11 protein-coding genes, 6 tRNA genes and 3 rRNA genes are annotated in these 17,575 nt (G+C 57.5%); all 20 read left to right on the forward strand.

All coding sequences use genetic code 11. The annotated features are described in order from the left end of the window. Positions 1 to 55: 55 nt before the first annotated feature. Positions 56 to 1,592 (forward strand): 16S ribosomal RNA (locus OU800_RS03170). 85 nt (positions 1,593 to 1,677) lie between these two features. Next, positions 1,678 to 1,754: transfer RNA gene (locus tag OU800_RS03175), tRNA-Ile, on the forward strand. Between the two features lie 22 nt (positions 1,755 to 1,776). After that, a tRNA-Ala gene (locus tag OU800_RS03180) sits at positions 1,777 to 1,852 on the forward strand. A 257-nt stretch (positions 1,853 to 2,109) separates the two neighbouring features. Next, a 23S ribosomal RNA gene (locus OU800_RS03185) occupies positions 2,110 to 5,002 on the forward strand. 138 nt (positions 5,003 to 5,140) lie between these two features. Continuing rightward, a 5S ribosomal RNA gene (gene rrf, locus OU800_RS03190) occupies positions 5,141 to 5,256 on the forward strand. The 16S, 23S and 5S rRNA genes sit together here with 2 tRNA genes alongside, the layout of an rRNA operon. 376 nt (positions 5,257 to 5,632) lie before the next feature. Then, entirely contained in the window at positions 5,633 to 6,598 is a 966-nt protein-coding gene (birA, locus tag OU800_RS03195; protein WP_268184175.1) for a bifunctional biotin--[acetyl-CoA-carboxylase] ligase/biotin operon repressor BirA, read from the forward strand. Next, complete coding sequence (locus tag OU800_RS03200; protein WP_268181137.1) at positions 6,588 to 7,337, forward strand: type III pantothenate kinase; 750 nt, start codon at positions 6,588 to 6,590, stop codon at positions 7,335 to 7,337. Before birA ends, OU800_RS03200 begins: the two co-directional genes overlap by 11 nt. Before the next feature lie 8 nt (positions 7,338 to 7,345). Beyond that, positions 7,346 to 8,035, forward strand: coding sequence for an SPOR domain-containing protein (locus OU800_RS03205; RefSeq protein WP_268181138.1), 690 nt, complete (start codon positions 7,346 to 7,348; stop codon positions 8,033 to 8,035). 142 nt (positions 8,036 to 8,177) lie between these two features. Then, a tRNA-Tyr gene (locus tag OU800_RS03210) sits at positions 8,178 to 8,262 on the forward strand. A gap of 24 nt (positions 8,263 to 8,286) precedes the next feature. Continuing rightward, positions 8,287 to 8,360: transfer RNA gene (locus tag OU800_RS03215), tRNA-Gly, on the forward strand. Between the two features lie 26 nt (positions 8,361 to 8,386). After that, a tRNA-Thr gene (locus tag OU800_RS03220) sits at positions 8,387 to 8,462 on the forward strand. Positions 8,463 to 8,548: 86 nt separating this feature from the next. Next, positions 8,549 to 9,742 (forward strand): elongation factor Tu, encoded by a 1,194-nt coding sequence (gene tuf, locus OU800_RS03225; protein ID WP_268181140.1) that lies wholly within the window; start codon positions 8,549 to 8,551, stop codon positions 9,740 to 9,742. 51 nt (positions 9,743 to 9,793) lie between these two features. Beyond that, a tRNA-Trp gene (locus tag OU800_RS03230) sits at positions 9,794 to 9,869 on the forward strand. Between the two features lie 42 nt (positions 9,870 to 9,911). Then, the gene (gene secE, locus OU800_RS03235) at positions 9,912 to 10,280 is read left to right on the forward strand and encodes a preprotein translocase subunit SecE (protein WP_268181142.1); all 369 of its coding nucleotides are present in this window, start codon (positions 9,912 to 9,914) and stop codon (positions 10,278 to 10,280) included. Between the two features lie 9 nt (positions 10,281 to 10,289). Then, on the forward strand, positions 10,290 to 10,823 hold the full coding sequence (nusG, locus tag OU800_RS03240; RefSeq protein ID WP_024309662.1) for a transcription termination/antitermination protein NusG: 534 nt from the start codon (positions 10,290 to 10,292) through the stop codon (positions 10,821 to 10,823). 119 nt (positions 10,824 to 10,942) lie between these two features. Then, complete coding sequence (gene rplK, locus OU800_RS03245; protein WP_159973780.1) at positions 10,943 to 11,374, forward strand: 50S ribosomal protein L11; 432 nt, start codon at positions 10,943 to 10,945, stop codon at positions 11,372 to 11,374. Then, positions 11,375 to 12,070, forward strand: coding sequence for a 50S ribosomal protein L1 (rplA, locus tag OU800_RS03250; RefSeq protein WP_268181144.1), 696 nt, complete (start codon positions 11,375 to 11,377; stop codon positions 12,068 to 12,070). It abuts the gene before it with no gap. A 218-nt stretch (positions 12,071 to 12,288) separates the two neighbouring features. Next, positions 12,289 to 12,789: a 50S ribosomal protein L10 gene (gene rplJ / locus OU800_RS03255; RefSeq protein ID WP_003463333.1), complete on the forward strand. Its 501-nt coding sequence runs from the start codon at positions 12,289 to 12,291 to the stop codon at positions 12,787 to 12,789. An 80-nt stretch (positions 12,790 to 12,869) separates the two neighbouring features. Continuing rightward, positions 12,870 to 13,238, forward strand: a complete 369-nt coding sequence (gene rplL, locus OU800_RS03260) for a 50S ribosomal protein L7/L12 (RefSeq protein ID WP_268181146.1) — start codon at positions 12,870 to 12,872, stop codon at positions 13,236 to 13,238. Between the two features lie 221 nt (positions 13,239 to 13,459). Beyond that, positions 13,460 to 17,533 carry a DNA-directed RNA polymerase subunit beta gene (gene rpoB, locus OU800_RS03265; RefSeq protein WP_268181147.1) on the forward strand — a complete coding sequence of 1,358 codons (4,074 nt, stop codon included), beginning with the start codon at positions 13,460 to 13,462 and terminating at the stop codon, positions 17,531 to 17,533. The last annotated feature ends 42 nt before the right edge of the window (positions 17,534 to 17,575 follow it).

Raw genomic sequence — 17,575 nt, forward strand, 5'->3', positions numbered from 1 at the left:
GAGATTTGCGATTGCTGAGCCAAGTTTAGGGTTTTCTCAAAACCCAAGCAGTATTGAACTGAAGAGTTTGATCATGGCTCAGATTGAACGCTGGCGGCAGGCCTAACACATGCAAGTCGAGCGGATGAGAGGAGCTTGCTCCTTGATTTAGCGGCGGACGGGTGAGTAATGCCTAGGAATCTGCCTGGTAGTGGGGGATAACGTTCCGAAAGGAACGCTAATACCGCATACGTCCTACGGGAGAAAGCAGGGGACCTTCGGGCCTTGCGCTATCAGATGAGCCTAGGTCGGATTAGCTAGTTGGTGAGGTAATGGCTCACCAAGGCGACGATCCGTAACTGGTCTGAGAGGATGATCAGTCACACTGGAACTGAGACACGGTCCAGACTCCTACGGGAGGCAGCAGTGGGGAATATTGGACAATGGGCGAAAGCCTGATCCAGCCATGCCGCGTGTGTGAAGAAGGTCTTCGGATTGTAAAGCACTTTAAGTTGGGAGGAAGGGTTGTACGTTAATACCGTGCAATTTTGACGTTACCGACAGAATAAGCACCGGCTAACTTCGTGCCAGCAGCCGCGGTAATACGAAGGGTGCAAGCGTTAATCGGAATTACTGGGCGTAAAGCGCGCGTAGGTGGTTCGTTAAGTTGGATGTGAAAGCCCCGGGCTCAACCTGGGAACTGCATCCAAAACTGGCGAGCTAGAGTACGGTAGAGGGTGGTGGAATTTCCTGTGTAGCGGTGAAATGCGTAGATATAGGAAGGAACACCAGTGGCGAAGGCGACCACCTGGACTGATACTGACACTGAGGTGCGAAAGCGTGGGGAGCAAACAGGATTAGATACCCTGGTAGTCCACGCCGTAAACGATGTCAACTAGCCGTTGGAATCCTTGAGATTTTAGTGGCGCAGCTAACGCATTAAGTTGACCGCCTGGGGAGTACGGCCGCAAGGTTAAAACTCAAATGAATTGACGGGGGCCCGCACAAGCGGTGGAGCATGTGGTTTAATTCGAAGCAACGCGAAGAACCTTACCTGGCCTTGACATGCTGAGAACTTTCCAGAGATGGATTGGTGCCTTCGGGAACTCAGACACAGGTGCTGCATGGCTGTCGTCAGCTCGTGTCGTGAGATGTTGGGTTAAGTCCCGTAACGAGCGCAACCCTTGTCCTTAGTTACCAGCACGTTATGGTGGGCACTCTAAGGAGACTGCCGGTGACAAACCGGAGGAAGGTGGGGATGACGTCAAGTCATCATGGCCCTTACGGCCAGGGCTACACACGTGCTACAATGGTCGGTACAAAGGGTTGCCAAGCCGCGAGGTGGAGCTAATCCCATAAAACCGATCGTAGTCCGGATCGCAGTCTGCAACTCGACTGCGTGAAGTCGGAATCGCTAGTAATCGTGAATCAGAATGTCACGGTGAATACGTTCCCGGGCCTTGTACACACCGCCCGTCACACCATGGGAGTGGGTTGCTCCAGAAGTAGCTAGTCTAACCTTCGGGGGGACGGTTACCACGGAGTGATTCATGACTGGGGTGAAGTCGTAACAAGGTAGCCGTAGGGGAACCTGCGGCTGGATCACCTCCTTAATCGAAGACATCAGCTTCTTCATAAGTTCCCACACGAATTGCTTGATTCATAGTCGAAGACGATGCTGTAACGCGACCCTGTTATAGGTCTGTAGCTCAGTTGGTTAGAGCGCACCCCTGATAAGGGTGAGGTCGGCAGTTCAAATCTGCCCAGACCTACCAATTGCTTGGTGCAGAAGATTACGGGGCCATAGCTCAGCTGGGAGAGCGCCTGCTTTGCACGCAGGAGGTCAGCGGTTCGATCCCGCTTGGCTCCACCACTCTCGCGCGTTGCGGTAGAAGGAAAGAGTTCAGAAATGAGCACTTCAGGGTAGACCTGGTGAGTGCTGATTTCTGGTCTTTTGACCGGTAGAAACATCGTTCTTTAAAAATTTGGATATGTGATAGAAGTGACTGATTGATTGCTTTCACTGGCAATTGATCTGGTCAAGGTAAAATTTGTAGTTCTCAAGACGCAAATTTTCGGCGAATGTCGTCTTCACGATTGAGACAGTAACCAGATTGCTTGGGGTTATATGGTCAAGTGAAGAAGCGCATACGGTGGATGCCTTGGCAGTCAGAGGCGATGAAAGACGTGGTAGCCTGCGAAAAGCTTTGGGGAGTCGGCAAACAGACTGTGATCCAGAGATGTCTGAATGGGGGAACCCACCTAGGATAACCTAGGTATCTTGTACTGAATCCATAGGTGCAAGAGGCGAACCAGGGGAACTGAAACATCTAAGTACCCTGAGGAAAAGAAATCAACCGAGATTCCCTAAGTAGTGGCGAGCGAACGGGGACTAGCCCTTAAGTTGATTTGAGTGTAGTGGAAGGCTCTGGAAAGTGCCGCCGTAGTGGGTGATAGCCCCGTACACGAAACGCTCTTATCAATGAAATCGAGTAGGACGGGGCACGAGAAACCTTGTCTGAACATGGGGGGACCATCCTCCAAGGCTAAATACTACTGACTGACCGATAGTGAACCAGTACCGTGAGGGAAAGGCGAAAAGAACCCCGGAGAGGGGAGTGAAATAGAACCTGAAACCGTATGCGTACAAGCAGTGGGAGCCTACTTTGTTGGGTGACTGCGTACCTTTTGTATAATGGGTCAGCGACTTATATTCAGTGGCGAGCTTAACCGAATAGGGGAGGCGTAGCGAAAGCGAGTCTTAATAGGGCGCTTTAGTCGCTGGGTATAGACCCGAAACCGGGCGATCTATCCATGGGCAGGTTGAAGGTTAGGTAACACTGACTGGAGGACCGAACCGACTACCGTTGAAAAGTTAGCGGATGACCTGTGGATCGGAGTGAAAGGCTAATCAAGCTCGGAGATAGCTGGTTCTCCTCGAAAGCTATTTAGGTAGCGCCTCGTGTATCACTGCTGGGGGTAGAGCACTGTTTCGGCTAGGGGGTCATCCCGACTTACCAAACCGATGCAAACTCCGAATACCAGCAAGTGTCAGCACGGGAGACACACGGCGGGTGCTAACGTCCGTCGTGAAAAGGGAAACAACCCAGACCGTCAGCTAAGGTCCCAAAGTTATGGTTAAGTGGGAAACGATGTGGGAAGGCTTAGACAGCTAGGAGGTTGGCTTAGAAGCAGCCATCCTTTAAAGAAAGCGTAATAGCTCACTAGTCGAGTCGGCCTGCGCGGAAGATGTAACGGGGCTCAAACCATACACCGAAGCTACGGGTTCATCCTTTGGATGAGCGGTAGAGGAGCGTTCTGTAAGCCTGTGAAGGTGAGTTGAGAAGCTTGCTGGAGGTATCAGAAGTGCGAATGCTGACATGAGTAACGACAATGCGAGTGAAAAACTCGCACGCCGAAAGACCAAGGTTTCCTGCGCAACGTTAATCGACGCAGGGTGAGTCGGCCCCTAAGGCGAGGCAGAAATGCGTAGTCGATGGGAAACGGGTTAATATTCCCGTACTTCTAGTTACTGCGATGGAGGGACGGAGAAGGCTAGGCCAGCACGGCGTTGGTTGTCCGTGTTTAAGGCGGTAGGCTGGTTTCTTAGGTAAATCCGGGAGATCAAGGCCGAGAGCTGATGACGAGCGTTCTTTTAGAATGCGAAGTGGTTGATGCCATGCTTCCAGGAAAAGCTTCTAAGCTTCAGGTAACTAGGAACCGTACCCCAAACCGACACAGGTGGTTAGGTAGAGAATACCAAGGCGCTTGAGAGAACTCGGGTGAAGGAACTAGGCAAAATGGCACCGTAACTTCGGGAGAAGGTGCGCCGGTGAGGGTGAAGCATTTACTGCGTAAGCCCATGCCGGTCGAAGATACCAGGCCGCTGCGACTGTTTATTAAAAACACAGCACTCTGCAAACACGAAAGTGGACGTATAGGGTGTGACGCCTGCCCGGTGCCGGAAGGTTAATTGATGGGGTTAGCGCAAGCGAAGCTCTTGATCGAAGCCCCGGTAAACGGCGGCCGTAACTATAACGGTCCTAAGGTAGCGAAATTCCTTGTCGGGTAAGTTCCGACCTGCACGAATGGCGTAACGATGGCGGCGCTGTCTCCACCCGAGACTCAGTGAAATTGAAATCGCTGTGAAGATGCAGTGTATCCGCGGCTAGACGGAAAGACCCCGTGAACCTTTACTATAGCTTTGCACTGGACTTTGAGCTTGCTTGTGTAGGATAGGTGGGAGGCTTTGAAGTGGGGACGCCAGTTCTCATGGAGCCATCCTTGAAATACCACCCTGGCAACCTTGAGGTTCTAACTCTGGCCCGTCATCCGGGTCGAGGACAGTGTATGGTGGGTAGTTTGACTGGGGCGGTCTCCTCCCAAAGAGTAACGGAGGAGTACGAAGGTGCGCTCAGACCGGTCGGAAATCGGTCGTAGAGTATAAAGGCAAAAGCGCGCTTGACTGCGAGACAGACACGTCGAGCAGGTACGAAAGTAGGTCTTAGTGATCCGGTGGTTCTGTATGGAAGGGCCATCGCTCAACGGATAAAAGGTACTCCGGGGATAACAGGCTGATACCGCCCAAGAGTTCATATCGACGGCGGTGTTTGGCACCTCGATGTCGGCTCATCACATCCTGGGGCTGAAGCCGGTCCCAAGGGTATGGCTGTTCGCCATTTAAAGTGGTACGCGAGCTGGGTTTAGAACGTCGTGAGACAGTTCGGTCCCTATCTGCCGTGGACGTTTGAGATTTGAGAGGGGCTGACCTTAGTACGAGAGGACCGGGTTGGACGAACCTCTGGTGTTCCGGTTGTCACGCCAGTGGCACTGCCGGGTAGCTATGTTCGGAAGAGATAACCGCTGAAAGCATCTAAGCGGGAAACTTGCCTCAAGATGAGATCTCACTGGAGCCTCGAGCTCCCTAAAGGGCCGTCGGAGACTACGACGTTGATAGGTTGGGTGTGTAAGCGCTGTGAGGCGTTGAGCTAACCAATACTAATTGCCCGTGAGGCTTGACCATATAACACCCAAACAATCTGCCCTCGTGCAGAGGGTGTCGATGGTGAAGTCGACAGAAAGCCGAAAATTTGCAAGAACTACAAAGCTTCTATCACGTATCCAGGGGATAGCGTCTAACGACGAGATCCCAACCGAATTGCTTGACGACCATAGAGCGTTGGAACCACCTGATCCCATCCCGAACTCAGTAGTGAAACGACGCATCGCCGATGGTAGTGTGGTGCTTCACCATGTGAGAGTAGGTCATCGTCAAGCTCCTATACGAACGCCCTGATCAGGTAACTGGTCAGGGCGTTCTTCTATGTGCGCGAAAAATGGCAGGTGGCGGTGAGAGTCCCGGAGTGCCGGCCAGATCATCGTCAAGCTCCTATACGAAACCCCAGATCGCCAACGCGCTCTGGGGTTTCTTCTTTGCGTCGGGAAAAGCCGAAGCCTGGCGTAGGGGGCGCTGTGCGCACCGATGCTCCGGGGGCATGGGCCATGTGCGCGTAGCGCACCCTACACAGATGCTGCGTAGTAAAAGCTGCCCGTTACTTTGGTTGGGCATGTCGCTGTAGTGCCAAGGGCGGTTTTCTATGCAACGCCCGGAGGCATCGCTATCATGCCAACCTTGTTCAAGGTGGGGCCTTTCATGCAGGCATTGTTGAAGCTTATCCAAGACGGGCGCTTTCATTCTGGGGAAGCCCTGGGCGCTGCTCTGGGTGTCAGCCGTAGTGCTATCTGGAAGCAACTGCAAGGGTTGCAGGCCGAGTTCGGTCTTGAGGTGTTCCGCGTTCCTGGCAAGGGTTACCGGCTTGCGCAGCCGTTGCAGCTTCTGGATGTCGAGGCTATCACCCGGCGTGCCGGGCAACTGCATTGGCCTGTCCAGGTGGTGGCGGCAGTCGACTCTACCAATGCCGAGGTCATGCGCTCGCTTGCCCGCCAGGTGCCGGCGCCTTTCGCCGTGTTCGCCGAGCGTCAGACGGCGGGGCGTGGTAGGCGTGGGCGGGCCTGGGTAAGCCCCTTTGCAGAGAATCTGTATTGCAGTCTGGCGGTGCGGGTCGATGGCGGTATGCGCCAGGTGGAGGCGCTGAGTCTCAGTATCGGCCTGGCCGTCGCTCGTGCGTTGCAGTGCTTCGGTCTGAATGATGTCGGCCTCAAATGGCCGAATGACATATTGCTGGGTGGCCGCAAGATCTCCGGGATTCTGCTGGAGCTCGTTGGCGACCCCGCGGATATCTGTCATGTGATCATTGGTATCGGCATCAACGTGAACATGCTTGCGGAAAAGGCGGAGGCCATCGAGCAGCCCTGGACGTCCATGCGCCAGGTGCTGGGGCGGCCGGTCGATCGCAACGAGCTGGCGGGTGAGCTGCTGGTACAGCTTGCAGCCTACCTAGCCAGGCATTGGCAGGCTGGATTCGCAGGTGTGCGCCACGAGTGGGAGAGCTTGCATGCCTGGCAGGGAAAAGAAGCGGCTTTGATTGCGGGTGAGCGGGTGACCATGGGTAGGATTCTCGGGGTCGATGATTCGGGTGCCATCCACCTGGATATCGACGGCAAGGTGTCTGCGTTCAGCGGTGGAGAATTGAGCTTGAGGTTGCGCGATGATTCTTGAGCTCGACTGTGGTAACAGTTTCATCAAGTGGCGCATTCTCAGTTGGCCCGAGCAAGCCGTGCTTCATGTAGGGATCGTCGATTCTCTGGAGCATTTGTTCACCGAGTTGGACGCTGTGGCTAGGGTGAGCATTAGCCATTGCCGTCTGGTCAGTGTGCGCAGCGATGCAGAGACGGTCGCGCTGGTCACGCAGTTGCGTATCCGCTTTGCCGTCGAGCCGGTCTGTGCCGTGCCTGCTCGGCGCCAGGGAGAAGTGATCAATGGCTACGATGACCATGCTCGTCTCGGGCTCGATCGCTGGCTGGCGGTGCTCGGGGGCTACCATCTTGGGCAACGCGCCTGCCTCATCATCGATCTGGGCACGGCAGTGACCGCTGACCTGGTGGCCTGCGATGGTCGGCACCTGGGGGGATTCATCTGCCCCGGTGTGCCGCTGATGCGTGAGCAGTTGAGCACCCATACCCGGCGTATCCGTTACGATCGGGAGTCGGCTGCCTTGGCCTTGTCGACGCTGGACCCGGGGCGTTCCACGGCGCAGGCGGTGGAGCGGGGGTGCGTACTGATGCTGCGCGGTTTCGTGCGGGAGCAGTATCAGGAGGCGCTGCGGCATTTCCCTCAAGGGGTGGAGGTGTTTCTCACTGGGGGCGATGTCGACCTGGTCAGGGATGTGATTCCCGGTGCGCAGGTGGTTCCTGATCTGGTTTTCGTAGGGCTGGCGATTGCCTGCCCTTTGGTGTGAGGCCTGGCATGCGTTGGATTCTCCTTTTGCTGATTCTCTTGAATGCCTTTTATTACATCTGGCATCAGCAGCAGGCCCCTCTGCGGGCCAAGGAGGTCGCGCCGGTCGAGCCTTACCAGGGCGAGCGCAAGGATATTCGCCTGCTCAGTGAGGGTGGCTCTGCGCCCCGCTCCGTGGCTGGCAAGATGGAGCCCAAGGGGGTGGAGTCTGAGGAGGCTTCTGTCTGCCTCTATCTGGGTAGTTTCGAGCGTGAAGCCCAAGCTCGGGAAGTGGAGCAGCGCTTGCTGTCGCTGGATATCAAGGTGCAGGTGCGTTCGGTGGATGCCGCAGCGGGCGTCGAGTTCTGGGTCTATCTGGAGCCTCTGGCGTCACGCCAGGCTTCGCTGCGACAGTTGCGTGAATTGCAGGCGCGCAATGTCGATAGCTACATCATTACTCAGGGGGATCTGGCCAATGGCATTTCCCTGGGCATCTTCCCGCGCAAGGATTCGGCAGAGGCGGTGATACAGCGCTTACGTGATGCCGGCTATGAGCCTAAGATTCGTGAGCTGCCCCGTGCGCATCGCAGTTTCTGGGTGCAGGTGGCGCCTGAGAGTCGGCGATTGGCCGATGAAGTCTTGCTTGGGCGCCTGGCTGGAGATTTTGCTGGTTTGCAGCATCAATTAATGCCTTGTGAAGGCGTTGCAATGCCCCAATAGTTTGCATAGAATGGCGCCCGCTTCGCAGGGTGGTCAAAGTTGGTTCCCGACGAAGATGCTGTCAACGTAGCTAACCTCAAGATTTTAAATGAGAAAAAGCTTGACAGTAGGGTGGCAGATCTAGAAAATGCCGCCTCACTTTGGAGGGGTTCCCGAGCGGCCAAAGGGATCAGACTGTAAATCTGACGTCATCGACTTCGAAGGTTCGAATCCTTCCCCCTCCACCAGATTCGGCGTGAGCTGCAAGCTCCGCGGGCATAGTTCAGTGGTAGAACCTCAGCCTTCCAAGCTGATGATGCGGGTTCGATTCCCGCTGCCCGCTCCAGTTTGTGTTTCGTGCAAAAGAGTTTGGCTCATGTAGCTCAGTTGGTAGAGCACACCCTTGGTAAGGGTGAGGTCAGCGGTTCAAGTCCGCTCATGAGCTCCATCTAATAAAGGCAGATATGAAAGTATCTGCCTTTGTTTTAAGTGGCATATATGGCTTGCTCAATTCTTCGCTAGGAGACGGTCAAGATGGCTAAAGAGAAATTTGAACGTAACAAACCGCACGTCAACGTCGGCACCATCGGTCACGTTGACCACGGTAAGACCACTCTGACCGCTGCTCTGACCCGTGTCTGCTCCGAAGTTTTCGGTTCGGCCAAGGTTGACTTCGACAAGATCGACAGCGCTCCGGAAGAGAAAGCTCGTGGTATCACCATCAACACCGCGCACGTAGAGTACGACTCCAACATTCGTCACTACGCGCACGTTGACTGCCCGGGTCACGCCGACTACGTGAAGAACATGATCACCGGTGCTGCCCAGATGGACGGCGCGATCCTGGTCTGCTCGGCTGCCGACGGCCCCATGCCGCAAACCCGTGAGCACATCCTGCTGTCCCGTCAGGTAGGCGTACCGTACATCGTCGTGTTCCTGAACAAGGCTGATATGGTTGACGACGCTGAGCTGCTGGAACTGGTCGAGATGGAAGTTCGCGACCTGCTGAGCACCTATGACTTCCCGGGTGACGACACTCCGATCATCATCGGTTCCGCGCTGATGGCGCTGAATGGCGAAGACGACAACGAGCTGGGCACCACTGCGGTCAAGAAGCTGGTCGAGACTCTGGATACCTACATCCCTGAGCCGGTTCGTGCCATCGACAAGCCGTTCCTGATGCCGATCGAAGACGTGTTCTCGATCTCCGGCCGCGGCACCGTGGTAACTGGTCGTGTCGAGCGCGGTATCGTCAAGGTTCAGGAAGAGATCGAGATCGTCGGTCTGCGTCCGACCACCAAGACCACCTGCACCGGCGTGGAAATGTTCCGCAAGCTGCTGGACGAAGGTCGTGCTGGCGAGAACTGCGGCGTGCTGCTGCGCGGCACCAAGCGTGATGAAGTCGAGCGTGGTCAGGTACTGGCCAAGCCGGGCACCATCAAGCCGCACACCAAGTTCGAGGCTGAGGTTTACGTGCTGTCCAAGGAAGAAGGTGGTCGTCACACCCCGTTCTTCAAGGGCTACCGTCCGCAGTTCTACTTCCGTACCACTGACGTGACCGGTTCGTGCGAACTGCCGGAAGGCGTTGAGATGGTAATGCCGGGCGACAACATCAAGATGGTTGTCACCCTGATCAAGCCGATCGCCATGGAAGACGGCCTGCGCTTCGCGATTCGCGAAGGTGGTCGCACCGTTGGTGCCGGCGTGGTTGCCAAGATCGTCGAATAATCGGTTGATCTGTCACTCTCAGGCCGGCATAATGGTCGGCCTGATTCATCTAGGTCAGTAGCTCAATTGGCAGAGCGGCGGTCTCCAAAACCGCAGGTTGGGGGTTCGATTCCCTCCTGACCTGCCATTTTCTAACGAATTTGGCGCGTCTTTCACAGGATCCTCTCGAATGAATGGTAAGGCTGAAGCCCAAGACTCTCGCTTTGATCTGGTCAAGTGGCTGGTTGTCGCTGCCCTGGTTGTAGTGGGTGTGGTCGGTAATCAGTACTTTGCCGCCGAGCCGATCCTTTATCGCGTTCTTGGTGTGCTGGTGCTCGCTGTCGTGGCTGCTTTCGTGGCCTTTCAGACCGCTCGTGGCCAGGCCTTCGCGGTATTGCTGAAAGAAGCTCGCGTCGAGATTCGCAAGGTCGTATGGCCAACCCGCCAGGAAACCACGCAGACCACGCTGATCGTGGTGGCCGTGGTGCTGGTGATGGCGCTGCTGCTGTGGGGGCTCGATTCCCTGCTCGGTTGGCTTGTTTCCCTGATTGTAGGTTAAGGGTGTCCCGTGGCTAAGCGTTGGTACGTCGTGCATGCTTACTCGGGTTACGAGAAGCATGTCATGCGCTCGCTGATCGAGCGCGTCAAGCTGGCTGGCATGGAAGATGACTTTGGCGAGATTCTCGTGCCCACTGAAGAAGTGGTCGAGATGCGCAACGGTCAGAAGCGCAAGAGTGAGCGCAAGTTCTTCCCTGGCTATGTGCTGGTACAGATGGAAATGAACGAGGCGACTTGGCACCTGATCAAGGATACGCCCCGCGTCATGGGCTTCATTGGTGGTACGGCCGACAAGCCGGCGCCGATCACCGAGAAGGAAGCCGAAGCCATTCTCCGTCGTGTTGCCGACAGTGGCGACAAGCCCAAGCCGAAGACCTTGTTCGAGCCGGGCGAGATGGTTCGTGTCATCGATGGCCCGTTCGCTGACTTCGGTGGCGTGGTCGAAGAAGTCAATTACGAGAAGAGCCGTATCCAGGTTGCTGTGACCATTTTCGGTCGCTCCACCCCGGTCGAGCTGGAGTTCAGTCAGGTCGAGAAGGCATAACTGACATAAGCATCCCTCACCCCGCAGCCTCAGGCTGCGGGGTTTTGTCGTCATTGGGATAAATGCGTAAGTAACCGGGGAGCCTTTCGAGGCGTTTGAACCCGACATTGGAGTAGCTAATGGCTAAGAAGATTCAGGCTTATATCAAGCTGCAAGTTAAAGCCGGTCAGGCAAACCCGTCGCCACCCGTGGGCCCGGCTCTGGGTCAGCACGGCGTGAACATCATGGAATTCTGCAAGGCGTTCAACGCCAAGACCCAGGGCATGGAGCCTGGTCTGCCGACTCCTGTGATCATCACCGTTTACAGTGACCGCAGCTTCACCTTTGAAACCAAGAGCACCCCGGCTTCCGTGCTGCTGAAAAAAGCGGCCGGCATCCAGAGTGGCTCCAGCCGTCCCAACACCCAGAAAGTCGGCACCGTTACCCGTGCTCAGCTAGAAGAGATCGCCAAGACCAAGCAGGCCGATCTGACCGCCGCTGACATGGATGCGGCCGTGCGTACCATCGCCGGTTCCGCTCGTAGCATGGGCCTGAACGTGGAGGGTGTGTAAATGGCTAAGTTGACCAAGCGCCAGAAGGCCATCGCCGCCAAGGTTGAAGCTGGCAAGGCTTATTCCTTTGAAGATGCAGCCAAACTGCTGGCCGAGCTGTCGGCCGTCAAGTTCACCGAGTCCTTCGACATCGCCGTGAACCTGGGCGTCGACCCGCGTAAATCCGACCAGGTCGTACGTGGTGCTACCGTTCTGCCGAACGGCACTGGCAAGACCGTACGCGTTGCCGTGTTCACCCAGGGCCCAGGCGCTGAAGCTGCTCTGGCTGCCGGTGCCGACAAGGTCGGTATGGACGATCTGGCTGCCGAAATGAAGGCTGGTGATCTGAACTACGACGTGGTCATCGCTTCTCCGGACGCCATGCGCGTCGTCGGTCAGCTGGGCCAGGTACTGGGTCCGCGCGGCCTGATGCCGAACCCGAAAGTCGGCACCGTGACTCCGGACGTCGCCACCGCTGTGAAGAACGCCAAGGCGGGTCAGGTGCGTTTCCGTACCGACAAGAACGGCATCATCCACACCTCCGTTGGCAAGGTTGGCTTTGAAGCCGCCGCGCTGAAGCAGAACGTGGAAGCCCTGCTGTCCGACCTCAAGCGTCTGAAGCCGTCCACTTCCAAAGGTATCTACGTCAAGCGCGTGACCCTGAGCACCACCATGGGTCCGGGTCTGATCATCGATCAGGCTTCGCTCGAGGCGTAATGTAATACGGGCTGGCGGCGACTGCGGCCGTCAGCCTTGCAAGATTGGGGTCCCTGCCTGGCGGGGGCTATCCAAGACCGTAGGTGGCGCAAGCTTTAAACCCAAGAGAGCGATCTCGCGGGGCCTACGCAGATGGTGCTCCCGATTCATACCGAATCAGACACCAAAACGCCGTCGGGCTTCGGCCTGACGAAACGGTAAAAACCAGGAGTAAACCCGTGGCAATTAAACTCGAAGACAAGAAGGCCATCGTCGCTGAAGTCAACGAGGCTGCCAAAGCCGGTCTGTCCGCTGTCGTGGCTGATGCCCGTGGCGTGACCGTCGGCGCAATGACCGGACTCCGTAAAGAGGCCCGCGAAGCAGGTGTGTACGTGAAAGTCGTGCGTAACACCCTGCTCAAGCGCGCCGTTGAAGGCACTCAGTTCGACGTGCTCAACGACGTGTTCAAAGGCCCGACCCTGATCGCTTTCTCCAACGAACACCCGGGCGCTGCTGCTCGTCTGTTCAAAGAGTTCGCCAAGGGTCAGGACAAGTTCGAGATCAAGGCAGCTGCGTTCGAGGGCAAGTACCTCGCAGCCAACCAGATCGACGTACTGGCAAGCCTGCCGACCCGCGACGAGGGCATCGCCCAGCTGATGAGCGTTATCCAAGGCGCCACCAGCAAGCTCGCTCGCACTCTGGCAGCCATTCGCGACCAGAAAGAAGCTGCTGCTGCCTAAGGCGGCCTGAGCCCTTTCGAAATCAAACGTTTAATTTGATGGTCGCCTAGGCCGTCACCCCAATACAGGAATTGATAGTCATGTCTCTGACTAACGAGCAAATCATCGAAGCCATCGGCCAGAAATCCGTCATGGAAATCGTCGAGCTGATCAAAGCGATGGAAGAAACCTTCGGCGTTACCGCTGCTGCTGCCGTCGCCGCTGGCCCGGCTACTGCCGCTGCCGCTGTCGAAGAGCAAACCGAGTTCAACGTTGTTCTGGCTGAAGCCGGCGACAAGAAAGTGAACGTGATCAAGGCCGTTCGCGAGCTGACCGGTCTGGGCCTGAAAGAAGCCAAGGAGAAGGTCGACACCGCTCCTCAGGTCATCGCTGAAGGTCTGAGCAAAGAAGCTGCCGAAGACGCCAAGAAGAAGCTGGAAGAAGCTGGCGCCAAGGTCGAACTCAAGTAAGTTCGCACCTTGCGTCTACAGCCCGAGCGACTCGCACAAGGCTGATGGCTGGTGGCTTTTGCCACCGGCCTTTTTCCGTTCTAGGTTGGCTGTTCATCAGCCGACCTGGAGCCGAAAAGAACCCGCCCGAGGGGCGGCTGCAAACCGAGGGTTTGCACGATTTTCTGGTCATCGCCGCCGGCGCTGGCCAAACAAGCAGGTGACCAAGCTGGGGAACGCTGATGGCTTACTCATACACTGAGAAAAAACGTATCCGCAAGGACTTTAGCAAGTTGCCGGATGTCATGGATGTGCCTTACCTCCTGGCCATCCAGCTGGATTCGTACCGCGAATTCCTGCAGCAAGGGGTGAGCAAGGAACAGTTCCGTGACATCGGCCTGCATGCGGCCTTCAAATCGGTATTCCCGATCATCAGCTACTCCGGCAACGCCGCCCTGGAGTACGTCGGCTATCGCCTGGGCGAGCCGGCGTTCGACGTCAAGGAATGCGTCCTGCGTGGCGTGACCTTCGCCGTGCCGCTGCGCGTGAAAGTGCGCCTGATCATTTTCGACAAAGAATCGTCGAACAAAGCGATCAAGGACATCAAAGAGCAGGAAGTGTACATGGGCGAAATTCCGCTCATGACCGAGAACGGTACCTTCGTCATCAACGGTACCGAGCGCGTGATCGTGTCCCAGCTACACCGTTCGCCGGGTGTATTCTTCGACCATGACCGTGGCAAGACCCACAGCTCGGGCAAGCTGCTGTACTCCGCGCGCATCATTCCTTACCGTGGCTCCTGGCTGGACTTCGAGTTCGACCCGAAGGACGCCGTGTTCGTGCGTATCGACCGTCGCCGCAAGCTGCCGGCGTCCGTCCTGCTGCGCGCGCTGGGCTACAGCACCGAAGAGGTGCTCGATGCCTTCTATGACACCAACGTCTACCACGTTAAGAGCGAAGGCCTGAGCCTGGAGCTGGTGCCGCAGCGTCTGCGTGGTGAAATCGCCGTGCAGGACATCAAGGATGCCAGCGGCAAGGTGATCGTCGAGCAGGGCCGTCGTATCACGGCTCGCCACATCAACCAGCTAGACAAGGCTGGCATCAAGGAGCTGGACGTCCCGATCGAGTACGTCATTGGTCGTACCACGGCCAAGGCCATCGTGCACCCGGCTACCGGCGAGATCATCGCCGAGTGCAACACCGAGCTGACCGCCGACCTGCTGGCCAAGATGGCCAAGGCCAACGTGGTGCGCTTCGAGACGCTGTACACCAACGACATCGACTGCGGCCCGTTCATCAGCGATACCCTGAAGATCGACAGCACCACCAACCAACTGGAAGCGCTGGTCGAGATCTACCGCATGATGCGTCCTGGCGAGCCGCCAACCAAGGATGCCGCCGAGACCCTGTTCAACAACCTGTTCTTCAGCTCCGAGCGTTACGACCTGTCCGCCGTGGGCCGCATGAAGTTCAACCGTCGTATCGGTCGCACCGAGATCGAAGGGCCGGGCGTTCTGTCGCGTGAAGACATCGTTGCCGTGCTCAAGACCCTGGTCGACATCCGTAACGGCAAGGGCATCGTCGACGACATCGACCACCTGGGTAACCGTCGCGTGCGTTGCGTCGGCGAGATGGCCGAGAACCAGTTCCGCGTTGGCCTGGTACGTGTTGAGCGTGCGGTCAAGGAACGTCTGTCGATGGCCGAAAGCGAAGGCCTGATGCCGCAGGATCTGATCAACGCCAAGCCGGTTGCGGCGGCGGTGAAGGAGTTCTTCGGTTCCAGCCAGCTTTCGCAGTTCATGGACCAGAACAACCCGCTCTCCGAGATCACCCACAAGCGCCGCGTTTCCGCGCTCGGCCCAGGTGGTCTGACCCGTGAGCGCGCCGGCTTCGAGGTTCGCGACGTACACCCGACCCATTACGGTCGCGTGTGCCCGATCGAAACCCCTGAAGGTCCGAACATCGGTCTGATCAACTCCCTGGCGGCCTACGCCCGCACCAACCAGTACGGCTTCCTGGAAAGCCCGTACCGTGTGGTCAAGGCTGGCAAGGTCACCGACGAGATCGTGTTCCTGTCCGCCATCGAAGAGGCCGATCACGTGATCGCCCAGGCGTCCGCCACCCTGAACGACAAGGGTGAGCTGGTCGACGAGCTGGTGGCCGTGCGTCACCTGAACGAATTCACCGTGAAGGCGCCGGAAGACGTCACCCTGATGGACGTATCGCCCAAGCAGGTAGTCTCGGTTGCCGCCTCGCTGATTCCGTTCCTCGAGCACGACGACGCCAACCGTGCACTGATGGGCTCGAACATGCAGCGTCAGGCCGTGCCGACCCTGCGTGCTGACAAGCCGCTGGTGGGTACCGGCATGGAGCGCAACGTTGCCCGTGACTCCGGTGTCTGCGTCGTGGCTCGTCGTGGTGGTGTGATCGACTCGGTCGACGCCAGCCGCATCGTGGTGCGCGTCAATGACGACGAAGTCGAGACTGGCGAAGCCGGTGTCGATATCTACAACCTGACCAAGTACACCCGCTCCAACCAGAACACCTGCATCAACCAGCGCCCGCTGGTGAACAAGGGTGATCAGGTGGCGCGTGGCGACATCATGGCCGACGGCCCCTCCACCGACATGGGTGAACTGGCCCTGGGTCAGAACATGCGCGTCGCGTTCATGCCTTGGAACGGCTTCAACTTCGAGGACTCCATCTGCCTGTCCGAGCGCGTGGTGCAGGAAGATCGCTTCACCACCATCCACATTCAGGAACTGACCTGTGTGGCGCGTGACACCAAGCTCGGCCCAGAGGAAATCTCCTCGGATATCCCGAACGTGGGTGAAGCGGCTCTGAACAAGCTGGACGAAGCCGGTATCGTCTACGTCGGCGCCGAAGTTGGCCCGGGCGACATCCTGGTGGGCAAGGTCACCCCGAAAGGCGAGACTCAGCTAACCCCGGAAGAAAAACTGCTGCGTGCGATCTTCGGTGAAAAGGCGTCCGACGTTAAGGACACCTCCCTGCGTGTGCCGACCGGCACCAAGGGCACCGTCATCGACGTGCAGGTCTTCACCCGTGACGGCGTGGAGCGCGACAGCCGTGCCCTGGCCATCGAGAAACAGCAACTGGACGAGATCCGCAAGGATCTGAACGAAGAGTTCCGTATCGTCGAAGGCGCCACCTTCGAGCGTCTGCGTTCCGCTCTGGTGGGCGCCACTGCCGAAGGCGGCGCTGGCCTGAAGAAAGGCACTGTGATCACCGACGAGATCCTCGATGGTCTCGAGCGTGGTCAGTGGTTCAAGCTGCGCATGGCCGACGATGCCCTGAACGAGCAGTTGGAGAAGGCCCAGGCCTACATCTCCGACCGTCGTCAGATGCTCGACGACAAGTTCGAGGACAAGAAGCGCAAGCTGCAGCAGGGCGATGACCTGGCGCCGGGCGTGCTGAAGATCGTCAAGGTCTACCTGGCCATCCGCCGTCGCATCCAGCCGGGTGACAAGATGGCCGGTCGTCACGGTAACAAGGGTGTGGTCTCGGTGATCATGCCGGTCGAAGACATGCCGCACGACGCCAACGGTACGCCGGTGGACATCGTGCTGAACCCGCTGGGCGTACCTTCGCGTATGAACGTCGGTCAGATCCTCGAAACCCACCTGGGCCTGGCGGCCAAGGGCCTGGGCGAGAAGATCAACCGCATGCTCGAAGAGCAGCGCAAGGTCGCCGAACTGCGCAAGTTCCTCACCGAGATCTACAACGAGATTGGTGGTCGCCAGGAAAACCTCGAAGAGTTCTCCGATAACGAGATCCTCGAGCTGGCGAAGAACCTCAAGGGTGGCGTGCCGATGGCGACTGCCGTGTTCGACGGTGCCAAGGAAACCGAGATCAAGGCCATGCTCAAGCTGGCCGATCTGCCGGAGAGCGGCCAGATGCGTCTGTTCGACGGCCGTACCGGCAACCAGTTCGAGCGTCCGACCACCGTCGGTTACATGTACATGCTCAAACTGAACCACCTGGTGGACGACAAGATGCACGCGCGTTCCACTGGTTCCTACAGCCTGGTTACCCAGCAGCCGCTGGGTGGTAAGGCGCAGTTCGGTGGTCAGCGTTTCGGGGAGATGGAGGTCTGGGCGCTGGAAGCCTACGGTGCCGCCTACACCCTGCAGGAAATGCTGACCGTGAAGTCGGACGACGTGAACGGCCGTACCAAGATGTACAAGAACATCGTGGATGGCGATCACCGCATGGAGCCGGGCATGCCCGAGTCCTTCAACGTGTTGATCAAAGAGATCCGTTCGCTCGGCATCGACATCGATCTGGAAACCGAATAACACGACGTGAATCGGTAGCGGGGTGAAGCCCCCGCTACCTGC

This window comes from Pseudomonas sp. GOM7 (genome assembly GCF_026723825.1).
Lineage (GTDB): Bacteria > Pseudomonadota > Gammaproteobacteria > Pseudomonadales > Pseudomonadaceae > Aquipseudomonas.

What these genes read in the sequence shown, in the direction of transcription:
- birA (WP_268184175.1), top strand. Translation starts at nt 5,633, where the DNA reads ATGCAGGCATTGTTGAAGCTTATCCAAGACGGGCGCTTTCATTCTGGG.
- OU800_RS03200 (WP_268181137.1), top strand. Translation starts at nt 6,588, where the DNA reads ATGATTCTTGAGCTCGACTGTGGTAACAGTTTCATCAAGTGGCGCATT.
- OU800_RS03205 (WP_268181138.1), top strand. Translation starts at nt 7,346, where the DNA reads ATGCGTTGGATTCTCCTTTTGCTGATTCTCTTGAATGCCTTTTATTAC.
- tuf (WP_268181140.1), top strand. Translation starts at nt 8,549, where the DNA reads ATGGCTAAAGAGAAATTTGAACGTAACAAACCGCACGTCAACGTCGGC.
- secE (WP_268181142.1), top strand. Translation starts at nt 9,912, where the DNA reads ATGAATGGTAAGGCTGAAGCCCAAGACTCTCGCTTTGATCTGGTCAAG.
- rplK (WP_159973780.1), top strand. Translation starts at nt 10,943, where the DNA reads ATGGCTAAGAAGATTCAGGCTTATATCAAGCTGCAAGTTAAAGCCGGT.
- rplA (WP_268181144.1), top strand. Translation starts at nt 11,375, where the DNA reads ATGGCTAAGTTGACCAAGCGCCAGAAGGCCATCGCCGCCAAGGTTGAA.
- rplL (WP_268181146.1), top strand. Translation starts at nt 12,870, where the DNA reads ATGTCTCTGACTAACGAGCAAATCATCGAAGCCATCGGCCAGAAATCC.
- rpoB (WP_268181147.1), top strand. Translation starts at nt 13,460, where the DNA reads ATGGCTTACTCATACACTGAGAAAAAACGTATCCGCAAGGACTTTAGC.